This window comes from Streptomyces sp. NPDC028368 (assembly GCF_055565615.1).
Window position 1 is genome coordinate 179,130 of the sequence record NZ_JBVHTY010000005.1, and the last position, 21,248, is coordinate 200,377.

Here is a 21,248-nt window from a genome sequence, read left to right on the forward strand (position 1 = left end):
ATCAGGCTCCTTGGGCGTTGGGCTGAGTCTCGGGCTGGGCGACAGGCTCAGGGACGGTGGGCCCGCCCAGGCGGCTCCTCAGCCGCTGATGCCAAACCGGACGCTTCCGGGGAGGGACGTGGTCGACCCCACCGAGCGACCACGGATTGCAGCGCAGGATGCGCCAGGCAGTCAGCGCAGTCCCTTTCACCGCGCCATGCCGGTCAATGGCCGTATAGCCATAGTGCGAGCACGACGGGTAGTACTTGCAGACCGGGCCCAGCAGGGGGCTGATGGTCCACTGATAGATCTTGATCAAAAGCAGCAGCGGGTACTTCACTGTGCGCTCCCTCCCGGGTCCCGTCCGGGTTTCCGGGTGGTGTCCCCGGTGGGATTGCAGCCTTTCGACGCCCCTCCCAGTAGCCGCTGAAGCGCGGCGTCCAGGTCGTGGGCCAGCTGGTCGTGCTCCGCCGCACCCGCGCCGGGCAGGGCCCGTACGACAACCAGGCTACCGGCGGGAAGCCGGTCCAGCCGATCTCGCATGAGATGGCGAAGCCTGCGCTTGACCTTGTTGCGGACGACGGCGACGCCAACGGCCTTGCTCACGACGAAACCCGCACGCGCCGAGGGAACACATTCCCCCGGTGCGTGCGGGTCCGTTGCACCGCTACGAAAATGAACGACAAGGAGCGGGCGCCCGGCCCTGCGTCCCCGGCGTACCGCGGTCGCAAAGTCCTCGCGCCGCCTCAGCCGATACTCGGTAGGCAGCACGTCATGGACCTAGGTTCAGGCTGCTCAGGCCGACAGGCGGGCGCGACCCTTGCCACGGCGGGTCGCGAGAATCGCGCGGCCGGCACGCGTCCGCATACGCAGACGGAAGCCGTGGGTCTTCGCACGACGGCGGTTGTTCGGCTGGAAGGTGCGCTTGCTCACTCGGGGGCTCCAGGAATGCTTGTTGTCTCAAAGGCGAGACAGATGTGGGGCGCCGCTGGCTGTCACCGTGCGCCCACGAGTAACTCGCAACGCCTAAGTGCACCGCTTCACGATCACCAGAGCGCGATCTTTGCCCATCGGAGGCAGGCGGCAGCAGCCATCGACAACTCGACCTGGTCACGGTACGCGCGGCTACGCCATCCGGTCAAACCGGCTCCGGGATGACCCACACAGCCCCTTGTCAGGACACACTATGCACAGCCTGTGGACAACAACTTGAATCCGCAGGCCCGGCCTGACTACCGTTGGTGAACTCCGATTCCTTCCCGCCCGTCCTGAGAATCACACATTCGTGGGACTGTGAGAGAGCGTGCCTTGTGGCTGAAGTCCCTGCCGATCTTGCCGCAGTGTGGCCGCGCGTACTCGACCACCTCCTGCGTGCCGAGGCCGACGGCCTCAAGCCCAAGGACCAGGACTGGCTCAAGCGCACCCAGCCGCTGGCGCTGGTCGCCGACACTGCACTGCTCGCCGTCCCCAACGAATTCGCCAAGGGTGTGCTCGAAGGGCGGCTGGCGCCGCTGATCGGCGAGGCGCTCAGCCATGAATGCGGGCGGCCGATCCGGATCGCGATCACCGTTGACGACTCCTCCGAGGAGCCGCCGGCGCAGTCCGCGCACCCGGTGCAGCAGCAACAGCACCCGCAGTCGCCGCACCAGCCGTCACACCAGGCGCCGCCGCAGCACGACGCGTACGACGGCTATGACAACCGGCACGAGAGTCGGCACGACAACCGGCACGACAGTCGGCAGAGTTACGGGCACCAGGGCGACGAGATGCCCAACGTCCGGCCCGCCTACCCCGACTACCAGCAGCCCCGGCGCGAGCCCGGATCCTGGCCTCAGCACCCCACCACCATGGGCGGCGGCCCCGGCCCGCGCGACGACTACGGCTGGCAGCAACAGCACCTCGGCGGCTTCCCCGACCGCGACCCGTACGCCTCGCCGCCGCCCTCCCACATACAGCAGCAGAACGACTACCGTTCGCCGCGCCGCGACCTGTCCGAGCACCAGCCGCCCGGCCGGTCCGGCGGCCCCGCACTGCCCGCGCCCAGCGGAGCGCCCAGCCCGCTCGCCGCGCAGCCCGCGCCGGCCACCGGCCCCGGTGAGCCGACCGCGCGGCTGAACCCGAAGTACCTCTTCGACACCTTCGTCATCGGCGCCTCCAACCGCTTCGCGCACGCCGCCGCGGTCGCCGTGGCCGAAGCGCCGGCCAAGGCGTACAACCCGCTGTTCATCTACGGCGAATCGGGCCTGGGCAAGACCCACCTGCTGCACGCCATCGGGCACTACGCGCGGAGCCTGTATCCGGGCACCCGGGTGCGGTATGTGAGCTCGGAGGAGTTCACCAACGAGTTCATCAACTCCATCCGCGACGGCAAGGCGGACGCGTTCCGCAAGCGCTACCGCGACATGGACATCCTGCTCGTCGACGACATCCAGTTCCTGGCGAGCAAGGAGTCGACGCAGGAGGAGTTCTTCCACACCTTCAATACGCTGCACAACGCGAACAAGCAGATCGTGCTGTCCTCGGACCGGCCGCCCAAGCAGCTGGTCACCCTGGAGGACCGGCTGCGCAACCGCTTCGAGTGGGGCCTGATCACCGACGTCCAGCCGCCCGAGCTGGAGACCAGGATCGCGATCCTGCGCAAGAAGGCGGTGCAGGAGCAGCTGAACGCGCCGCCGGAGGTGCTGGAGTTCATCGCCTCGCGGATCTCGCGCAACATCCGCGAGCTGGAGGGCGCGCTGATCCGTGTCACGGCGTTCGCCTCGCTCAACCGGCAGCCGGTGGATCTGGGGCTGACCGAGATCGTGCTGAAGGATCTGATCCCGGGCGGCGAGGACGCGGCGCCGGAGATCACGGCCACCGCGATCATGGCGTCGACCGCTGACTACTTCGGGCTGACCGTCGACGACCTGTGCGGCTCCTCGCGCAGTCGGGTGCTGGTCACCGCCCGCCAGATCGCCATGTATCTGTGCCGTGAGCTGACCGATCTCTCGCTGCCGAAGATCGGCGCGCAGTTCGGCGGCCGGGACCATACGACCGTGATGCACGCCGACCGCAAGATCCGCGCGCTGATGGCCGAGCGGCGCTCCATCTACAACCAGGTCACCGAGCTGACCAACCGCATCAAGAACGGCTGAGGCCGGCCACGCCAGACGCGCACAGGGCGCTCCGGAGAACACGTTCCCGGGGCGCCCTTCGTCGTACGGGGACGCCCGACGAGGCGCTCCTGTCCCCTCCTGTCCCCTCCGGACGCCCTCCCGGACCCGTCCCGCCGCCGTCCCAAACCTGTGGAGCGTGCCGGGCGTGTTCGATTCCGCACCAGGTCACGGCCTCTCTCCACAGATTGGGCAAGAATCTTCCATCCACACCCTGGGGAGAGCAGAGTTATCCCTGGGGAATCCACAGGACGCCGTCCTGGCAGGGCATCGGGGGAGGTCAACCGGGTGTGGATTTGTGGCCAACCGTAATCCACAGGGTGTGGACAAAAATTTCATCCACAGAGGGGCCCTCAGCTTGTCCACCGGCTACCCACAGGAGAGGCTGCCTTGTCCCCAGCGATCCCCAGCTTCTCCACACCTCTGTCCACTGTTCGGCAACCCAACACCCGACCTCACCGGGCCGAGTGAAAGCCGTCACATCAAGTTGGCTGGTTGGGCTGTGGGGAACCGGGGTAAATCTGGGGATGGCGCTGGGGAGAACTACCCCTCCCCTGTGTATCCGGTGTGCAGAACTTTCGGCGGTCCACAGAATCGCCCGCTTATCCACGACTGCCACCCACAGGGCCGGTGGACAAAAAAGCCGTGTTGACCTGCGTAAAGGCAGTTGTCCACGGTTTCCACAGGCCCTACTACTACGACCACTGATATCTACCGGGGACTTCGCTTGAAAGCGGGGGCTGTGCACAAGTTGGCCGCCGAGCGCCCGGACCGGGTCGAGCCGACTTGACCCCGAGCGCCACCGACTGTCGGTGGCGTACGTCAGACTGGTCTCCGGCAACCCAGCCGACGAAGAAGGCCAGCAGGGCGCAAGCCAGCAACAGCAGGAGGCGGTTTCCGGTGAAGATCCGGGTGGAGCGCGATGTACTCGCGGAGGCAGTGGCCTGGGCGGCCAAGAGCCTCCCGGCCCGTCCGCCGGTGCCCGTCCTCGCGGGCCTGCTGCTCAAGGCGGAAGGCGGCTCCCTGAGCCTCTCCGGCTTCGACTACGAGGTCTCGGCGCGGGTCTCGGTGGAGGCGGAGGTCGATGAGGAGGGCACGGTCCTCGTCTCCGGCCGGCTGCTCGCCGACATCTGCCGGGCGCTCCCCAACCGCCCGGTGGAGATTTCCACCGACGGTGTACGAGTGACCGTGGTCTGCGGCTCGTCCCGCTTCACCCTCCACACCCTGCCTGTGGAGGAGTACCCGACGCTGCCGACGATGCCTACCGCCACCGGCACCGTCCCCGGTGAGGTCTTCGCCGCGGCCGCCGCCCAGGTAGCCATCGCCGCGGGCCGTGACGACACCCTCCCGGTGCTCACCGGCGTTCGCATCGAGATCGAGGGCGACACCGTCACGCTGGCCTCCACCGACCGCTACCGCTTCGCGGTCCGCGAGTTCCTCTGGAAGCCGGAGAGCCCGGACGCCTCGGCCGTCGCGCTGGTCCCCGCCAAGACGCTCCTGGACACCGCCAAGTCGCTGAGCAGCGGAGACACCGTCACGCTGGCGCTGTCTGGCTCGGGTGCGGGCGAGGGCCTGATCGGCTTCGAGGGCGCCGGGCGCCGTACGACGACGCGTCTGCTGGAAGGCGACCTGCCGAAGTACCGCACGCTCTTCCCGACCGAGTTCAACTCGGTCGCCGTGATCGAGACCGCCCCGTTCGTCGAGGCCGTCAAGCGTGTGGCGCTGGTGGCCGAGCGGAACACCCCGGTGCGGCTGAGCTTCGAGCAGGGTGTGCTGATCCTGGAGGCCGGTTCCAGCGACGATGCACAGGCTGTGGAGAGGGTCGACGCCGACCTGGACGGCGACGACATCTCCATCGCCTTCAACCCGGGCTTCCTCCTGGAGGGCCTGTCGGCCATCGACTCCCCCGTGGCGCAGCTGTCCTTCACGACGTCCACCAAGCCGGCACTGCTGAGCGGCCGCCCGGCCAAGGACGCCGAGGCGGACGACGCGTACAAGTACCTGATCATGCCGGTGCGGCTGAGCGGCTGACACGGGCCGAACACCTCCGGCTGGGAGCGCGAGGGTCGGCCCTCGCAAGGTCGCAGCATGCCGGTGCGGCTGAGCGGCTGACGTAGCTGGGCCGAGCGTCCGGCCGCTCATCGGAGCCCTTGCGGCGACTGGCTGAAGGGCCCCCGATGAGCGGCTGAGCCCACAGCTGTGCACGGGGTCGCGGGCGTAGGCTCGGACTCGGGTACAACAGCAACGACTACGTGCAAAGAGGGTCTCTGATGGAGCTCGGTCTCGTCGGTCTCGGCAAGATGGGCGGCAATATGCGCGAGCGCATTCGCCGCGCCGGCCACACCGTCGTCGGATACGACCGCAACCCGGACCTGGCTGATGTCAACAGCCTCAAGGAGCTTGTGGACAAGCTCAAGGGTCCCCGGGTCGTCTGGGTCATGGTGCCGGCCGGTGCCGCCACCCAGTCGACGGTCGACGAGCTTGCCGAGCTGCTCTCGCCCGGCGACATCGTCGTGGACGGCGGCAACTCCCGCTGGACCGACGACGAGAAGCACGCCGAGGAGCTCAAGGCCAAGGGCATCGGCTTCGTCGACTGCGGTGTCTCCGGTGGCGTGTGGGGCCTGGAGAACGGCTACGCGCTGATGTACGGCGGCGAGAAGGACGACGTCGCCAAGGTGCAGCCCATCTTCGACGCTCTCAAGCCCGAGGGCGAGTTCGGCTCTGTGCACGCCGGCAAGGTCGGCGCCGGCCACTTCGCGAAGATGGTCCACAACGGCATCGAGTACGCGATGATGCAGGCCTACGCCGAGGGCTGGGAGCTGCTGGAGAAGGTCGACTCCGTCACGGACGTGCGCGAGGTCTTCCGCTCCTGGCAGGAGGGCACGGTCATCCGCTCCTGGCTGCTGGACCTGGCCGTCAACGCCCTCGACGACGACGAGCACCTGGAGAAGCTGCGTGGCTACGCCGCCGACTCCGGTGAGGGCCGCTGGACCATCGAGGCCGCGATCGACAACGCCGTACCGCTGCCCGCGATCACGGCCTCGCTCTTCGCGCGCTTCGCCTCCCGTCAGGACGACTCCCCGCAGATGAAGATGATCGCCGCGCTGCGCAACCAGTTCGGCGGCCACGCGGTGGAGAACAAGAAGTAACCAGCAACAGCCAGTAGCCGGGGGAGGATCGGCGCACCAAGCCATGCACGTAACGCATCTCTCGCTCGCCGACTTCCGCTCGTACGCCCGGGTCGAGGTCCCGCTCGACCCGGGCGTCACGGCTTTCGTGGGTCCCAACGGCCAGGGCAAGACCAATCTGGTCGAGGCCGTCGGCTATCTGGCGACGCTCGGCAGCCACCGGGTCTCCTCCGACGCGCCGCTGGTGCGGATGGGCGCCGAGCGGGCAATCATCCGGGCCGCGGTCGTCCAGGGCGAGCGGCAGCAGCTCGTGGAGCTGGAGCTCAACCCGGGCAAGGCGAACCGCGCGAGGATCAACCGGTCCTCGCAGGTCAGACCGCGGGATGTACTGGGGATCATACGGACGGTGCTGTTCGCGCCGGAGGATCTGGCCCTGGTCAAGGGCGATCCCGGTGAGCGCCGGCGGTTCCTGGACGAGCTGGTCACGGCCCGCTCGCCGCGGATGGCGGGGGTGCGTTCCGACTACGACCGCGTCCTCAAGCAGCGCAACACCCTGCTGAAGACGGCGGCGCTGGCGCGGCGGCACGGCGGGCGACAGATGGATCTGTCGACCCTGGATGTGTGGGACCAGCATCTGGCGCGCGCGGGCGCCGAGTTGCTGGCACAGCGGCTGGACCTGATCGGTGCGCTGCAGCCGCTGGCGGACAAGGCGTATGAGCAACTGGCGCCCGGTGGCGGGCCGCTGGCACTGGAGTACCGCGGGTCGGCGGGCGAGGCGATGGCCGCCGTGTCGAGCCGCGAGGAGCTGTACAGCGTGCTGCTGGCGGCGCTTGGTGAGGCCCGTAAGGGCGAGATCGAGCGCGGAGTGACGCTGGTCGGTCCGCATCGTGACGATCTGGTGCTGAAGCTGGGGCAGCTCCCGGCAAAGGGCTATGCGAGCCATGGCGAGTGCTGGTCGTATGCGCTGGCGCTGCGGCTGGCCTCGTACGACCTGCTGCGGGCCGAGGGCAATGAGCCGGTGCTCGTCCTGGACGACGTCTTCGCGGAGCTGGACGCGCGGCGGCGGGAGCGGCTGGCGGAGCTGGTGGCGCCGGGTGAGCAGGTGCTGGTGACCGCGGCGGTGGACGACGATGTGCCGGGCGTACTGGTCGGCGCGCGCTATGCGGTGTCCGACGGCAGCGTGCAGAAGGTGACGCCGTGAGCGCCCCGGAGCCGGAGCGGCCCAAGGCGCCGGAGCTGTCCGGTGTGGATCTGGCCCGTCAGGCGCTGGTGGCCGCCAAGGAGCAGGCACGTGCGCGGGGCGCGGCCGCACAGCAGAAGAAGCAGGCCCGGCGCGGCGGGCTGCGCTCGGGTGCGCGGGCGGACGGCCGCGATCCGCTGCCGCTGGGTGCGGCGATCAACCGCCTGATCACGGAGCGCGGCTGGGAGACACCGGCGGCGGTCGGCGGGGTGATGGGGCGCTGGCCGCAGCTGGTCGGGCCCGAGGTGGCGCAGCACTGCGAGCCGCAGAAGTACGACGAGGACGCGCGCGTGCTGACGGTGCAGTGCGACTCGACGGTGTGGGCGACGCAGCTGCGGCTGCTGGCGCCGCAGCTGGTGGCGCGGCTCAACCAGGACCTGGGCCAGGGCACCGTAAAGCTGATCAAGGTGCTGGGGCCCGGCGGTCCCGCACGGCGCTACGGATCCCTGCGGGCGCCCGGCAGTAAGGGCCCCGGCGACACCTACGGCTAGGCCCCGGCCGGTGGGCGGGTGCGGTGTTTCACGTGAAACAGCCGCCCCGTCCCGCTTGCGGCCCTTGTGGACGGTTTCACGTGAAACACCGCACTGCCGTACGACCCCTGTAAACGCATGGGGTGGATGAGACTCCGCTCACGGTAGCCGCCGGTTGACAGCCGGAAGCGCTGAGTGCCCGTGTGAGCGTCCTGAGGCCCCTTCTCGAATATGGGGAGTCGGCGGACGTCAGTTCAGGGCGGCACATGACGACTCAGGTGCCTGCAAACCCCCATGAGTGTCAGCGCTACCGGTAGACTGGTGGCAATCCCGCCCACTCGCGGAACATGTCGAACGACGCAGCCGTTCTCGCCTGTCTTTTCTGGGGTTGCCCCGCAGGCGCGGAAGGGCTTGTGCTGTGCCAGAAAGGGCGCTTCGTGGCCGACTCCGGCGACCTCAACGAGAACAACACGGCTTCTACTGAAGAGGGGGTTCCTGCCGGCGCCATGGGCGACTCCTCGGTGGAGAAGTCGTACGACGCCAGCGCGATCACCGTCCTCGAAGGCCTGGACGCGGTCCGTAAGCGCCCCGGCATGTACATCGGCTCGACAGGCGAGCGCGGTCTGCACCACCTCGTGTACGAGGTCGTCGACAACTCCGTCGATGAGGCGCTGGCCGGTCATGCGGACACCATCGACGTGACGATCCTGCCCGACGGCGGCGTCCGCGTGATCGACAACGGCCGCGGTATCCCGGTCGGCATCGTGCCGTCGGAGAACAAGCCGGCCGTCGAGGTCGTGATGACGGTGCTGCACGCCGGCGGCAAGTTCGGCGGCGGCGGTTACGCGGTCTCCGGTGGTCTGCACGGCGTGGGTGTGTCCGTCGTGAACGCGCTGTCGCAGCGGGTGGCGGTCGAGGTCCGTACGGACGGCTACCGCTGGACGCAGGAGTACAAGCTCGGTGTGCCGACGGCGCCGCTGGCCAAGCACGAGGCCACGGACGAGTCCGGTACCTCGGTGACCTTCTGGGCCGACGGCGACATCTTCGAGACCACCGCCTACAGCTTCGAGACGCTGTCGCGGCGCTTCCAGGAGATGGCGTTCCTCAACAAGGGTCTGACGATCGCGCTGCGGGACGAGCGCCTGGACCATGTGGACGAGGAGGGCAACCCGCTCTCCGTCAGGTACCACTACGAGGGCGGCATCGTCGACTTCGTGAAGTACCTCAACTCGCGCAAGGGCGAGCTGGTCCACCCGACCGTCATCAGCGTGGACGCCGAGGACAGGGAGCGGATGCTCTCGGTCGAGATCGCGATGCAGTGGAACACCCAGTACAGCGAGGGTGTCTACAGCTTCGCGAACACCATCCACACGCATGAGGGCGGCACCCACGAAGAGGGCTTCCGGGCGGCGCTGACGGGCCTGATCAACCGCTACGCGCGCGACAAGAAGCTGCTGCGGGAGAAGGACGACAACCTCACGGGTGAGGACATCCGCGAGGGTCTGACGGCGATCATCTCGGTCAAGCTGGGCGAGCCGCAGTTCGAGGGCCAGACCAAGACGAAGCTGGGCAACACCGAGGCGAAGACGTTCGTTCAGAAGGTCGTCCACGAGCACCTCACGGACTGGCTGGACCGCAACCCCAACGAGGCCGCGGACATCATCCGCAAGGGCATCCAGGCGGCCACCGCCCGCGTCGCCGCCCGCAAGGCGCGCGATCTGACCCGCCGTAAGGGCCTGCTGGAGACGGCGTCGCTGCCGGGCAAGCTGAGCGACTGCCAGTCCAACGACCCGACCAAGTGCGAGATCTTCATCGTCGAGGGTGACTCCGCCGGCGGCTCGGCGAAGTCCGGCCGTAACCCGCAGTACCAGGCGATCCTCCCGATCCGCGGCAAGATCCTTAACGTCGAGAAGGCCCGGGTCGACAAGATCCTGCAGAACAACGAGGTCCAGGCGCTGATCTCGGCGTTCGGCACGGGTGTGCACGAGGACTTCGACATCGAGAAGCTCCGCTATCACAAGATTATCTTGATGGCGGACGCCGACGTCGACGGCCAGCACATCAACACCCTGCTGCTCACCTTCCTCTTCCGCTTCATGCGGCCGCTGGTCGAGGCCGGGCACGTCTACCTCTCCCGCCCGCCGCTCTACAAGATCAAGTGGGGCCGGGACGACTTCGAGTACGCCTACTCCGACCCGGAGCGCGACGCCCTGATCGAGCGCGGCAAGCAGGCCGGCAAGCGCATCAAGGACGACTCGGTCCAGCGGTTCAAGGGTCTGGGCGAGATGAACGCCGAGGAGCTGCGGGTGACCACGATGGACATCGACCACCGGGTCCTGGGCCAGGTCTCACTCGATGACGCCGCCCGCGCGGACGACCTGTTCTCGGTGCTGATGGGAGAGGACGTCGAGGCGCGCCGCTCCTTCATCCAGCGCAACGCCAAGGACGTCCGCTTCCTCGACATCTGAGCCCTGTCGGCCCTCACAACAGCCGCAGCTCGAAAGGACTTTGAACAGCAATGGCCGACGAGAACCCCCCTGTGACCCCGGACGGCGTGACTCCCGAGGGCGCGCCCGCCACCATCGAAGGTGTCGGGATGCGCGTCGAGCCCGTCGGGCTCGAAACGGAGATGCAGCGCTCCTACCTCGACTACGCGATGTCCGTCATCGTCTCGCGTGCGCTGCCGGACGTACGGGACGGCCTCAAGCCCGTCCACCGCCGCGTCCTGTACGCGATGTACGACGGCGGCTACCGCCCCGAGAAGGGCTTCTACAAGTGCGCCCGCGTCGTCGGTGACGTCATGGGTACGTACCACCCGCACGGCGACTCCTCGATCTACGACGCGCTGGTGCGCCTGGCGCAGCCGTGGTCGATGCGGATGCCGCTGGTGGACTCCAACGGCAACTTCGGTTCCCCGGGCAACGACCCGGCCGCCGCCATGCGGTACACCGAGTGCAAGATGAAGCAGCTGTCGATGGAGATGCTCCGGGACATCGACGAGGAGACCGTCGACTTCCAGGACAACTACGACGGCCGTAACCAGGAGCCGACGGTCCTGCCGGCGCGCTTCCCCAACCTGCTGATCAACGGCTCGGCCGGTATCGCGGTCGGTATGGCCACGAACATCCCGCCGCACAACCTGCGCGAGGTTGCGGACGGCGCGCAGTGGGCGCTGGCCCACCCGGAAGCCTCGAGCGAGGAGCTGCTGGACGCGCTGATCGAGCGCATCAAGGGCCCCGACTTCCCCACCGGCGCGCTGGTGGTGGGCCGTAAGGGCATCGAGGAGGCGTACCGCACCGGCCGTGGCTCGATCACGATGCGGGCGGTGGTGGCGGTCGAGGAGATCCAGAACCGCCAGTGCCTGGTGGTCACGGAGCTGCCGTACCAGACCAACCCGGACAACCTCGCGCAGAAGATCGCCGACCTGGTCAAGGACGGCAAGATCGGCGGCATCGCGGATGTCCGCGACGAGACGTCCTCGCGTACGGGCCAGCGCCTGGTCATCGTCCTCAAGCGGGACGCGGTCGCCAAGGTCGTCCTCAACAACCTCTACAAGCACACCGATCTGCAGACCAACTTCGGCGCGAACATGCTCGCCCTGGTGGACGGCGTGCCGCGCACGCTCTCCCTGGACGCGTTCATCCGTAACTGGGTCAACCACCAGGTCGAGGTCATCGTCCGGCGGACGAAGTTCCGGCTGCGCAAGGCCGAGGAGCGGGCGCACATCCTGCGCGGTCTGCTCAAGGCGCTGGACGCGATCGACGAGGTCATCGCGCTGATCCGGCGCAGCGAGACGGTCGAGGTGGCGCGCGAGGGCCTGATGGGCCTGCTGACCATCGACGAGATCCAGGCGAACGCGATCCTGGAGATGCAGCTGCGCCGGCTGGCCGCCCTGGAGCGCCAGAAGATCACCGCCGAGCACGACGAGCTGCAGCGAAAGATCAGCGAGTACAACGCGATCCTGGCCTCGCCGGAGCGCCAGCGCCAGATCATCAGCGAGGAACTGGCCGCGATCGTCGAGAAGTTCGGCGACGACCGGCGCTCCAAGCTGGTGCCCTTCGAGGGCGACATGTCCATCGAGGACCTGATCGCCGAGGAGGACATCGTCGTCACGATCTCCCGTGGCGGCTATGTGAAGCGTACGAAGACCGACGACTACCGCTCGCAGAAGCGCGGCGGCAAGGGCGTGCGGGGCACGAAGCTGAAGGAAGACGACATCGTCGACCACTTCTTCGTCTCCACCACCCACCACTGGCTGCTGTTCTTCACGAACAAGGGCCGGGTCTACCGCGCGAAGGCGTACGAGCTGCCGGACGCGGGCCGCGATGCCCGCGGTCAGCATGTGGCCAATCTGCTCGCCTTCCAGCCGGACGAGCAGATCGCGCAGATCCTGGCGATCCGCGACTACGAGGCCATGCCGTATCTGGTGCTCGCCACCAAGGCCGGCCTGGTGAAGAAGACACCGCTCAAGGACTACGACTCGCCCCGCTCCGGCGGCGTCATCGCGATCAACCTGCGCGAGCAGGAGGACGGCACGGACGATGAGCTGATCGGCGCCGAGCTGGTGTCGGAGACCGACGACCTGCTGCTGATCAGCAAGAAGGCACAGTCGATCCGGTTCACCGCGACGGACGAGGCGCTGCGCCCGATGGGCCGGGCCACCTCCGGCGTCAAGGGCATGAGCTTCCGCGAGGGCGATGAGCTGCTCTCGTTGAATGTGGTGCGTGAGGGTACGTTCGTGTTCACCGCGACGGACGGCGGCTACGCCAAGCGCACTCCGGTGGACGAGTACCGCGTCCAGGGTCGCGGCGGCCTCGGCATCAAGGCCGCCAAGATCGTGGAGGACCGGGGTTCGCTGGTCGGTGCGCTGGTGGTCGAGGGGACCGATGAGATCCTGGCGATCACCCTGGGTGGTGGCGTGATTCGTACGCGGGTCAACGGAGTCCGGGAGACCGGCCGTGACACCATGGGCGTCCAACTGATCAACCTGGGCAAGCGAGATGCCGTGGTCGGCATCGCACGGAACGCCGAGGCCGGTCGTGAGGCCGAAGAGGTCGACGGGGTCGAAGGGGCCGAGGAGACCGAAGAGGTCACGGAGGCCGAGCCGACGGCGGCCGAGGGCGAGCAGCCCGCGGCGGAGTAGCACGAGGAGTAGGTCGTGAGTGGAGCCACGGGCGCTGCAGCGGGTGGATCGGGAGCCAAGAAGGGCTCTTCGTCCGGACCCGCGACCGTGACGGAAGTCGGCGCCCGTGGCTCTGCCGCGTCCGAAGGCCCCCGAGACGAGGGCTCCAACAAGGGGGGAACCGTGACCGATACGCGTCAGCCGCAACCTCAACCGCAGCCGCGCCCGCAGGCCCAGCCGCAACCGCCGGCCCAGGGCGGCCAGGGGCAGCCGTATCAGCCGCCTCAGGCCTATCCCACGGGCGGCGGTACCGGTGGCGGTCAGACGGTGCGCAAGCCCCGTACGGGCGCCGGCACGGTGCCGCGCACCCGCAAGGCCAGACTGCGGGTGGCGCGGGCCGATCCCTGGTCGGTGATGAAGGTCAGCTTCCTGCTGTCGATCGCGCTGGGTATCTGCACGGTGGTGGCCGTCTCGGTGCTGTGGATGGTGATGAACGCGATGGGCGTCTTCTCCACCGTCGGCGGCACGATCAGCGAGGCGACCGGCTCGGGCGACGGCGGCGGGTTCGATCTGCAGTCGTTCCTGTCGCTGCCGCGGGTGCTGCTGTTCACATCGGTCATCGCGGTGATCGATGTGGTGCTGGCGACGGCGCTGGCGACGCTGGGTGCGTTCATCTACAACCTGTCGGCGGGCTTCGTGGGCGGGGTCGAGCTCACCCTTGCCGAGGACGAGTAGAGCCCCTGGTGGCAGGCCCTTCGGGCGGCCGGCGGAACCGATTTTGGGAACGCCTCTGAAGTGCGCTAATCTTTCGGTGCAGCGAACGCGCGGCTATAGCTCAGACGGTTAGAGCGCTTCCCTGATAAGGAAGAGGCCCCAGGTTCAAGTCCTGGTAGCCGCACTGCACACTCGGCCCGGCCGGAGATTTCTCCGGCCGGGCCGATGCGTTGTGCCGTACGGAGAGCGTGCGCGGCGCCGGGCCGATTCGCCGTAAGGGAAACGGAAGTTGAGCCTCCTGCGAGGTCAGGTGTCTGGTTGCAGCCGAGCCCGGCCTAGATAACCGATCGGTATCGGTCGGTGTGTATCATCGGCCGACATAGGTCCCCTACGTCAACGAAAGACGAGGTCGCGCGGTGAAGAAGCTTCTCCTGGTCGCACTGGCCGCCATCGGCGGGCTCCTCGTGTACCGCCAGATCCAGGCGGATCGCGCCGAGCAGGATCTGTGGACGGAGGCGACCGACTCCGTGCCCGCAGGTTCGGGTGTGTGAGACCCCAACGCACAGCAGTTCGTACGGACCCCGGTTGCCTTTGGCAGCCGGGGTTTCGTGCATTGTGGGTGGCGCGACGCCATGGAGCGTCTTCGAACGTATGTGCGTTGCAACGGATTGGCGTTGTTGCGAGGCCGTGACGCCAATCTTCTTGAATTTGCGATAGCACATTACTAACTTGCAGTAGCAAAGTTGATGTGCGTGGTATCCCGGTGTGCGTTGATGTGCGGGAAGAGACACGCGGTACGCAAGGGGGACGAGGGATATGGCACGACGACACCGCAAAGGGGCGGTGGCGTTGCTCGGCGGACTGCTGGCGGCGCTCGTCGCCGCGCCGCTGCAGACAACGCCGGCCGCGGCGAGTGCGGCAACCGCGCCGGTCGCGCCGTCCGTCAAGGGTTCCGGCATGGTGATGGTGCTGGACTCCTCCGGCTCCATGGCCGAGAAGGACGGCTCCGGCGGCACCCGGATCGCCGCCGCCCGTAAGGCCGTCGGCACAGTCGTCGACGCGCTGCCCGCCGGCTACCCGACCGGACTCAGGGTCTACGGCGCCGACAAGCCCAAGGGCTGCGACGACACCCGGCTTGCCCAGCCCGTGGCCCCGCTCGACCGGGCGGGCATCAAACGGGCCGTCGCGCGCGTCAGCCCCAAGGGTGACACCCCCATCGGCCTGTCCCTCAAAAAGGCCGCCCAGGACCTGCCCAAGGCCTCCGACGGCTCGATCGGCAAGCGCACGATCCTGCTGATCTCCGACGGCGAGGACAACTGCCAGGCGCCGCCGCCCTGCAAGGTCGCCGCCCAACTCGCCGCGTCCGGCATCGATCTGCACATCGACGCCATCGGCTTCCAGGTCGCGGGCAGGGCCCGGCAGCAGCTGGAGTGCATCGCCAAATCCGGCAATGGCCAGTACTACGACGCCCCGGACGCCAAGGCGCTTGCCCGCCAGCTCCAGCGGGCCGGGCAACTCTCCGCCGACGGCTACCGGTTCAAGGGCACGAAGGTCCGAGGAACGCCCAGCAAATCGAATCCGCCCGGCATCGCTCCGGGGCAGTACCTGGACAGCATCGGGCCCAACGAAAAGCGCTATTACGCCACCGATCTCGATGCGGTCTCCACGGCCGACTTCTCGGCGACCGTGGTCCCGCCGCCCGGCGCGGCGGTCGACTCCCTCGACGCCCTGCACACCGAGATCGCGTACGGCATCAACAGCACCTGCGAATCCACCACCTCGCTGTTCGGACAGCACGAGGGCGCCACCCCGCTCACCTCCGGCATCAGCCGCATCCCCTCGGAGAGCGGCACCGGCGGCTGTGACAAGGCAGCCCGTTACTGGTTCGTCGTCGAGCGCAAGGCCGCCAAGGGCTCGGACGCCTCGTCCTGGCCGCTGGAGCTGATGTTTCACGTGGAACATCCGCTGACGAAGGGCGTCACACCCGCCCAGTCGGAGCCGGAGTACGGCGCGGGCGGCAAGAGCGCCACGCTGCCCACCAGCGCCCCCAAGGACGTCACCGGTGGCACGGGCTTCAACGATGCCCGCACCCTGACCCAGGGAGTCTGGCGGGACAAGGTCCTGCCTTCGCAGACCCTTTGGTACAAGGTCCCGGTCGGCTGGGGCCAGCAGCTGCGCTACGACGTGGAATTCGCCAATGAGCCCACGGTCAACGACCACAGCGCGGCCATCTCCTACGGCGCCACCCAGGTCTACACCCCCGCACGTGCGCCGGTCGGCAGCGGCACGACGGAGTTCAGCCCGCAGGTGACCTACAACGGGCGGCCGGCCTCCCTCAGCATGGGGACGGTCCCCGTCGCCTGGACCAACCGCTACGAGACACACCCCAACGTCATTCCCGTGCACGACAAGGGCAACTTCTACATCGCGGTGACACTGGGCGCCCATGCCGCCGAGATCGCACAGAACCCGCAGATCGGCGTGGTGCTGCGGGTCGCCGTACTGGGCAAGGCGAAGTCCGGTCCGCAGGCCGGTGCCGCCGTCACCAAGAACGACGCCGCCGGGACTTCCGGACCCGCTGCGGACGGCACGCAGGACGGCAGCGCAGGATGGGCGGCCGGCCCGGTGGTCGCGGCCGTCTTCGGCGGCATCGGCGTGCTATTGCTCGCCGGTCTCGCGGTTGCCTACCTGCGCCCCCGCAGGAAGCCGCAGACCAGCGGCGATTCGGATGCGATGAGGGGTGGCTCGTGGTGACGGGGCGCGGGACGAATACAGGGCTCGCCGCGCTGGCGGCGCTCGCCATGGTGGCGGTCATGCCGGGGGCGGTGGGGGTGGCCTCGGCCGAGGAGGTACCCACCTACAAGACGGCGGAGGGCGCCACCCCGGTCACGGGCACCGCCAGCAACTTGGAGGCGCCGCGGATCAAGCCGGGCCTGTACACCGACAGCATCAAGCGCGGCGAGAAGAAGTACTACGCCGTGAATCTGGACGCCAAGTACAGCGCCTACTTCTCGGCGGTCGCCGCACCAAGTCCCGGTACGAAGGTCGAGGAATTCAAGGACGAGCTGACCGTCAGGGTCGAGGAGGCCAACAGCAACGTGTGCAGTACGGAGGCCACGCAGTCCTTCCACGCCGGTGGGACGGCCTATCCCATCGGCGACTACGCCAGCCGTGGTATCGGCGGCGGCGCGACGCAGTGCCAGACGGCCGGTCCGTACTACGTGGTGGTCAGCCGCAACGGGTCGGCCACGTCCGGGCCCGACAGCTGGCCGATCGAACTGGGCTATATCCAGGAGCCCCCGCTGAAGGGCCGCGCCCCCGCCCCGCCGGGTGAGGGAAGTCCGAGCCCGAGCACCGCCACCCCCGCGCCACGCACCGACCCGAGTAAGCGCAGGGCCGGCGGCACCGGCTTCAACGACGCCGGCGCGGTCACCACCGGCGTCTGGAAGGACAAGATCAGGCCCGGCGAAACCCGCTTCTACCAGGTGCCGGTCACGTGGGGCCAGCGGCTCAACCTGAGCGCGCAGCTGCCGAACGCGACCGTGTCCAACGACGGCCGGACCGTTTCCGACGCGCTCGGGCTGAATGTCTTCAACCCCGCCCGCGGTGTCGTCATCGACGACAACTTCGTCCCGTACGACGGAAAGGGCGCCGTCGCCAAGGAGTTCACCGCCCCCGTCGACTACGGCAACCGCTTCGGCACCACGGAAGCGGTCAAGGCGATGCGGTTCCCTGGCTGGTACTACCTCGAAGTGACCCTGAGCTCCGATGCCGCGCAGTACTTCCCCAAGGGCGGCGCCGATCTCACCCTGCGGGTGGACGTACGCAATGACCCGAAATCCGGACCGGCCTACGCCAAACCCGCCCCTGAGTTCACCGTCACCGACGAGGACCGCGAGAGGGCCAGGACCGGCCAAACCGCGCAGGAGGCGGACAGCAGCGGCACGCTGCGGATGGTGGCCTACGCCGGGATCGGCACGGGTGTGGTGCTGCTGACAGGGCTCGGCGCCTGGACGCTGGTGGCCCGGCGCAAGGCCGCGGGCACTCCAGGCGTCCCAGGAGCGCCTGGGACGGCTGGGGCGCTCCCTCAGCAGGTCCAGCAAGCCCAGCAGCCGACGCAGCCACAGCAGCCCCACGAGGGCGGCCGACAGCAGCAGTTCGGGCCGCCCCAAGGCTGGTAGGCGCCCGCGGCAGGGCCGCCGTGGCGCGTCGTCAGGAGACCGACAGCGCCCAGACGCCCACCGCGATGCACAGCAGCGCCACGATCAGCACCGGGACCGCCACCTTCGCGGGCGGTCCCGGCCGCCTTTCCGGGACCGGAACGGCCGCGGGGCGCGCACCGGCCGGGGCGCCCGCGGGAGGCGTCGTGTGCGCAACAGGAGCCTGCTGCCCAGGCCCGGCGACCGGCGGCTGACCGGGAACCGGGTACGGACCCGCGGTGTACGGCCGGGTCGCCGAGACCTCCGGCCGGATGGCCGCCGTCGGCTCGTACGACGGCATCGGAGCCGGCGGTGGCGTGGGCGGCGCGACGGGCATACCCTGGCCCGGGGGCGTACCACCCGGAGGCGCACTGGGCAGGGGTGTCGGGGTGGGCGGGGTGCTAGGCCGCTGCGGCGCCGACAGGCTCTGCTCCGGCGGCGCGAGCTGGAAGCTCCCGGTGTCCGACAGGGAAACCTGCCCGGAGGTCGCGCCGACAGCCCCGCCGGCCGCACCCATGGCCTCGCCGCCCCCGGACACGCCTTTGGAGGCCAGCGGTCCGGTCGGCCCGAACCCGCCCGGCAGCGGCCCGATGTGGTCGAAGACCTCGACGATCTCTTCCTCGATCGTCGCGTCCGGCAGCATCTCGGCCACCGACAGGACCGCCTTGCGCGCTCCCGTGGCCGTCTTGAACCGCGACTCCGGATCCGGATGCACCAACCCTGCCAGCACCTGCCACAGCGGTTCCGGCACGCCCTCGGGGGCGTTGGGGATGCCTCGCTCGGCGAAGTGGCGGATCAGCGCCTCCGCGTCCGGCTTGGCGCCGGTGATCAGATAGAGCGCCACCAGACCGACCGCGAACAGGTCCGCCGGGAAGTCCGGCTCGGCGCCCAGCATCTGCTCGGGTGCGAAGTAACCGGGCGTGCCCACCACATAGTTGGTCTCGGTGAGCCGCGGCTCGCCCTTGCGCATCGCGATGCCGAAGTCGCTCAGCCGCAGATGCGGACGCCCGGTTCCGGTGGCCTCCAGCAGGATGTTCGCCGGCTTGATGTCGCGGTGCACCACCCCTTCCGCATGCACTGCGGTCAGCCCGGCCAGGAGCTGGTCCAGCAGCGTGCACACGAACTGCGGCGGCAACGGGCCGTAGTCACCGATCAGATGCGCCAGCGAGCCGCCGTTCACCAGATCCATGGTGAACAGCACCTTGTCGTCGTCCGCGGCCCAGCTCGCCGGAGCCAGCACATGCGGATGGTCGATCCGCAGCGCCTGCTCCCGTACGAAGCGCAGCAGAGTGTGGGCATCGCTCTGCTGCAGCACCTTGGCTGCCACATAGCGGCGCCGCCGGTGGTCCCAGGCGCGCCAGACGGCGCCGACACCGCCCCGTCCGATCGGGTCGATCAGCTCGTACCGACCGGCGAAGATCTCACCCATGACGCCCCGTTCCGCTCCCGAACTCCGCAAGCTCCGTTGTGGCTAGCTCTGGTGCGCCTCGTAGTGCGCGACCGCGTCCGCGGTGCGGCCGGCACCGTAGACCCTGAGGAACTCTGCCAGTTCGGGGTGTGTGGCGGCGAGGGTGTTCGCCGCATCGATGATGTCGCCGGCATCGGAGACCGAGCGCAGCAGCGACTGAATCTCGCGCACCACGCGCCGTACGGTGGTGGCCCCCGTCGACGACGTCTGCTGCGTGGTGTTGTTCAGCACCGAACCGCCGGCCGTCTTCTTGATCTCTTCCATCCGGTCGGTGGCCTCGGCTGCGCTGACGCTGCCGTCCGCGACCTGTCCGGCCAGTTCCTGCAGCGCCTGGACGCGCTGCACCACGGCCGGGTTGCCTATCTTCGCGCGCTGCCCGCTCATCAGCTGCGACAGCATCGGAGCGGACAGGCCGAGTACGGCGGCGAGCCGGGCCTGATTGAGACCGAGATCTTCGATAAGACGGCGGAACAACGCACCCAGAGGCTCCCCGTACCAACTGCGCTGCAGCTCCCTGGCTCGCGCGGTGGCTTCCTGCTGTGCTGCGTCCATGCGTTTCCCCTGTCTCCCCGATCGCGCTTCGCTGCCGCGAATCTCGCGAAGCATCCTACGGAGAGTGGCGGGGTGCGGCGATACCCGGTCGGGAAAGCGGTCAGGTACCAGGTACCCTGGTCCGCGAAGGGGCCTTAGCTCAGTTGGTAGAGCGCTGTCTTTGCATGGCAGATGTCAGGAGTTCGACTCTCCTAGGCTCCACCATCCAATGCCTTCTGATCTGTGTCACCGCAGGTCAGGGGGCATTTTTGTGCGCTGGAAGATGCTGGGAGAGGCCGGGGCGCCGCGGGGCGCCGGGCTGCCGGGCTTCCGGTCACTGATGCAGGCGCAGCTGCTGCCCCGGGTAGATGTGGTCCGGGCCCTCGTCGAGCGTGTGCTTGTTGAGGTCGTACAGGGCCTGGGTGCCGCCGGGAATCCGCTGCTGATGCGCGATGACCGAGAGACAGTCGCCGCGGTGCACGACGTAGGCGGCGCCGGCCCGGGTGCCGGAGGCTTTGGGGGCGTGCTGCTGCTTCGGCGGGTGGTTCGCCGACGGGGACCGGTGGGTCCGTTGGGGCTGGTACGTCTGGCGTGAGTGGTGGGTCGCCGACGGCTGCCGGTGGTGGGGGACGGCTTCGTCGTCGTCGACCGAGGTGAAGCCGGAACCGAACAGGCCGAATCGTCCGCAGTTCGGCCACGGCGCCATGCCACGGTCCCCGGCGATGCGCTCGCCGACCGAGATCTGCTGCGACCGGGAGGCGAGGTCGGGGCGGGGCGCGTAGTTCCGGCCGCCGTAGGCCCGCCAAGTGGTGGCGTCGATCTGGAGCCCGCCGTGGTAGCCGTTGCCGGTGTTGATGTGCCAGCGGCCGCTGCTCTCGCATTCGGCGATCCGCTCCCAGTCCGTGCCCACTGGGGCGGTTGGCGGCGCGGCCGCCGCGGTGGCCTGGGCGGTGAGGCCCAGGGCGCTCAGCAGCACGATCAGCACGGACAGGCTCGCTTCGACGGACCGCTTGACGAAACGCGACGACATGACGGTACTCCTCCGCTGTGCTCCGGCAGCGGTCGCGGCGCAGTGCACGCCACGACCGGTGGGCAGGCACGAGGTAACCGGCCAATATGCTTTTCGGCACGTTTGGCGCCCCTGAAGGCGCGTGTTTCACCTGGGTGGACGCACGGTCCTGACGGTGCGTTATGCAGTACGGGACGGTCTGCGAGGCCGACGGTGATCCGGCGGCCTCCGGGGCG

At 68.7% G+C, this 21,248-nt stretch carries 16 protein-coding genes, 2 tRNA genes and 1 pseudogene; 13 read left to right on the top strand and 6 right to left on the bottom strand.

From position 1 onward, the window contains the following. Window position 1 precedes the first annotated feature (1 nt). The 3 genes and pseudogenes from yidD to rpmH form a co-directional block, all read right to left on the bottom strand. On the bottom strand, window positions 2-319 hold the full coding sequence (gene yidD / locus ACZ4S3_RS13630) for a membrane protein insertion efficiency factor YidD (protein WP_006604423.1): 318 nt from the start codon (window positions 317-319) through the stop codon (window positions 2-4). A gap of 62 nt (window positions 320-381) precedes the next feature. Next, window positions 382-750, bottom strand: a pseudogene (gene rnpA, locus ACZ4S3_RS13635) (ribonuclease P protein component); the annotation flags it as partial. 24 nt (window positions 751-774) lie between these two features. Further along, window positions 775-912: a 50S ribosomal protein L34 gene (rpmH, locus tag ACZ4S3_RS13640; RefSeq protein ID WP_030354375.1), complete on the bottom strand. Its 138-nt coding sequence runs from the start codon at window positions 910-912 to the stop codon at window positions 775-777. Window positions 913-1,289: 377 nt separating this feature from the next. Here rpmH and dnaA point away from each other — a divergent pair, with 377 nt between their 5' ends. The 12 genes from dnaA to ACZ4S3_RS13700 all read left to right on the top strand — a co-directional run bounded on the left by dnaA (window position 1,290) and on the right by ACZ4S3_RS13700 (window position 17,986). Continuing rightward, window positions 1,290-3,113 carry a chromosomal replication initiator protein DnaA gene (gene dnaA, locus ACZ4S3_RS13645; RefSeq protein WP_467931892.1) on the top strand — a complete coding sequence of 608 codons (1,824 nt, stop codon included), beginning with the start codon at window positions 1,290-1,292 and terminating at the stop codon, window positions 3,111-3,113. Window positions 3,114-4,031: 918 nt separating this feature from the next. Continuing rightward, window positions 4,032-5,162 (top strand): DNA polymerase III subunit beta, encoded by a 1,131-nt coding sequence (gene dnaN / locus ACZ4S3_RS13650; RefSeq protein ID WP_467931893.1) that lies wholly within the window; start codon window positions 4,032-4,034, stop codon window positions 5,160-5,162. A gap of 239 nt (window positions 5,163-5,401) precedes the next feature. Continuing rightward, entirely contained in the window at window positions 5,402-6,280 is an 879-nt protein-coding gene (gene gnd / locus ACZ4S3_RS13655) for a phosphogluconate dehydrogenase (NAD(+)-dependent, decarboxylating) (protein WP_467931894.1), read from the top strand. 43 nt (window positions 6,281-6,323) lie between these two features. Then, window positions 6,324-7,460 (top strand): DNA replication/repair protein RecF, encoded by a 1,137-nt coding sequence (gene recF / locus ACZ4S3_RS13660; RefSeq protein ID WP_467931895.1) that lies wholly within the window; start codon window positions 6,324-6,326, stop codon window positions 7,458-7,460. Next, entirely contained in the window at window positions 7,457-7,990 is a 534-nt protein-coding gene (locus ACZ4S3_RS13665) for a DciA family protein (protein WP_467931896.1), read from the top strand. The genes recF and ACZ4S3_RS13665 overlap by 4 nt, the downstream gene beginning before the upstream one ends. 416 nt (window positions 7,991-8,406) lie before the next feature. Beyond that, entirely contained in the window at window positions 8,407-10,437 is a 2,031-nt protein-coding gene (gene gyrB, locus ACZ4S3_RS13670; protein ID WP_467932497.1) for a DNA topoisomerase (ATP-hydrolyzing) subunit B, read from the top strand. Between the two features lie 50 nt (window positions 10,438-10,487). Next, the gene (gene gyrA / locus ACZ4S3_RS13675) at window positions 10,488-13,112 is read left to right on the top strand and encodes a DNA gyrase subunit A (protein WP_467931897.1); all 2,625 of its coding nucleotides are present in this window, start codon (window positions 10,488-10,490) and stop codon (window positions 13,110-13,112) included. Window positions 13,113-13,127: 15 nt separating this feature from the next. Next, window positions 13,128-13,826 (top strand): DUF3566 domain-containing protein, encoded by a 699-nt coding sequence (locus tag ACZ4S3_RS13680; protein WP_467931898.1) that lies wholly within the window; start codon window positions 13,128-13,130, stop codon window positions 13,824-13,826. Window positions 13,827-13,915: 89 nt separating this feature from the next. Beyond that, window positions 13,916-13,989 (top strand) — tRNA-Ile (locus ACZ4S3_RS13685). Window positions 13,990-14,221: 232 nt separating this feature from the next. Next, window positions 14,222-14,356 carry a DLW-39 family protein gene (locus ACZ4S3_RS13690; protein WP_003958712.1) on the top strand — a complete coding sequence of 45 codons (135 nt, stop codon included), beginning with the start codon at window positions 14,222-14,224 and terminating at the stop codon, window positions 14,354-14,356. A 265-nt stretch (window positions 14,357-14,621) separates the two neighbouring features. Beyond that, window positions 14,622-16,559, top strand: coding sequence for a vWA domain-containing protein (locus ACZ4S3_RS13695; RefSeq protein ID WP_467931899.1), 1,938 nt, complete (start codon window positions 14,622-14,624; stop codon window positions 16,557-16,559). Beyond that, a complete protein-coding gene (locus ACZ4S3_RS13700) occupies window positions 16,553-17,986 on the top strand; it encodes a hypothetical protein (RefSeq protein ID WP_467931900.1) in 1,434 nt (477 codons plus the stop codon). Before ACZ4S3_RS13695 ends, ACZ4S3_RS13700 begins: the two co-directional genes overlap by 7 nt. A gap of 31 nt (window positions 17,987-18,017) precedes the next feature. Here the strand turns inward: ACZ4S3_RS13700 and ACZ4S3_RS13705 are convergent, their stop codons facing one another. Further along, a complete protein-coding gene (locus ACZ4S3_RS13705) occupies window positions 18,018-19,433 on the bottom strand; it encodes a serine/threonine-protein kinase (RefSeq protein ID WP_467931901.1) in 1,416 nt (471 codons plus the stop codon). Window positions 19,434-19,475: 42 nt separating this feature from the next. Next, window positions 19,476-20,024 carry a DNA-binding protein gene (locus ACZ4S3_RS13710; RefSeq protein WP_467931902.1) on the bottom strand — a complete coding sequence of 183 codons (549 nt, stop codon included), beginning with the start codon at window positions 20,022-20,024 and terminating at the stop codon, window positions 19,476-19,478. A gap of 128 nt (window positions 20,025-20,152) precedes the next feature. Between ACZ4S3_RS13710 and ACZ4S3_RS13715 the strand changes: the two genes are divergently transcribed. Further along, window positions 20,153-20,228: transfer RNA gene (locus ACZ4S3_RS13715), tRNA-Ala, on the top strand. Window positions 20,229-20,337: 109 nt separating this feature from the next. On the opposite strand, the gene ACZ4S3_RS13720 is transcribed toward ACZ4S3_RS13715, so the two are convergent. Continuing rightward, a complete protein-coding gene (locus ACZ4S3_RS13720; protein ID WP_467931903.1) occupies window positions 20,338-21,033 on the bottom strand; it encodes a transglycosylase family protein in 696 nt (231 codons plus the stop codon). Window positions 21,034-21,248: the final 215 nt, after the last annotated feature.

What these genes read in the sequence shown, in the direction of transcription:
- ACZ4S3_RS13705 (WP_467931901.1), bottom strand. Translation starts at nt 19,433, where the DNA reads ATGGGTGAGATCTTCGCCGGTCGGTACGAGCTGATCGACCCGATCGGA.
- ACZ4S3_RS13710 (WP_467931902.1), bottom strand. Translation starts at nt 20,024, where the DNA reads ATGGACGCAGCACAGCAGGAAGCCACCGCGCGAGCCAGGGAGCTGCAG.
- ACZ4S3_RS13695 (WP_467931899.1), top strand. Translation starts at nt 14,622, where the DNA reads ATGGCACGACGACACCGCAAAGGGGCGGTGGCGTTGCTCGGCGGACTG.
- gnd (WP_467931894.1), top strand. Translation starts at nt 5,402, where the DNA reads ATGGAGCTCGGTCTCGTCGGTCTCGGCAAGATGGGCGGCAATATGCGC.
- recF (WP_467931895.1), top strand. Translation starts at nt 6,324, where the DNA reads ATGCACGTAACGCATCTCTCGCTCGCCGACTTCCGCTCGTACGCCCGG.
- ACZ4S3_RS13720 (WP_467931903.1), bottom strand. Translation starts at nt 21,033, where the DNA reads ATGTCGTCGCGTTTCGTCAAGCGGTCCGTCGAAGCGAGCCTGTCCGTG.
- gyrA (WP_467931897.1), top strand. Translation starts at nt 10,488, where the DNA reads ATGGCCGACGAGAACCCCCCTGTGACCCCGGACGGCGTGACTCCCGAG.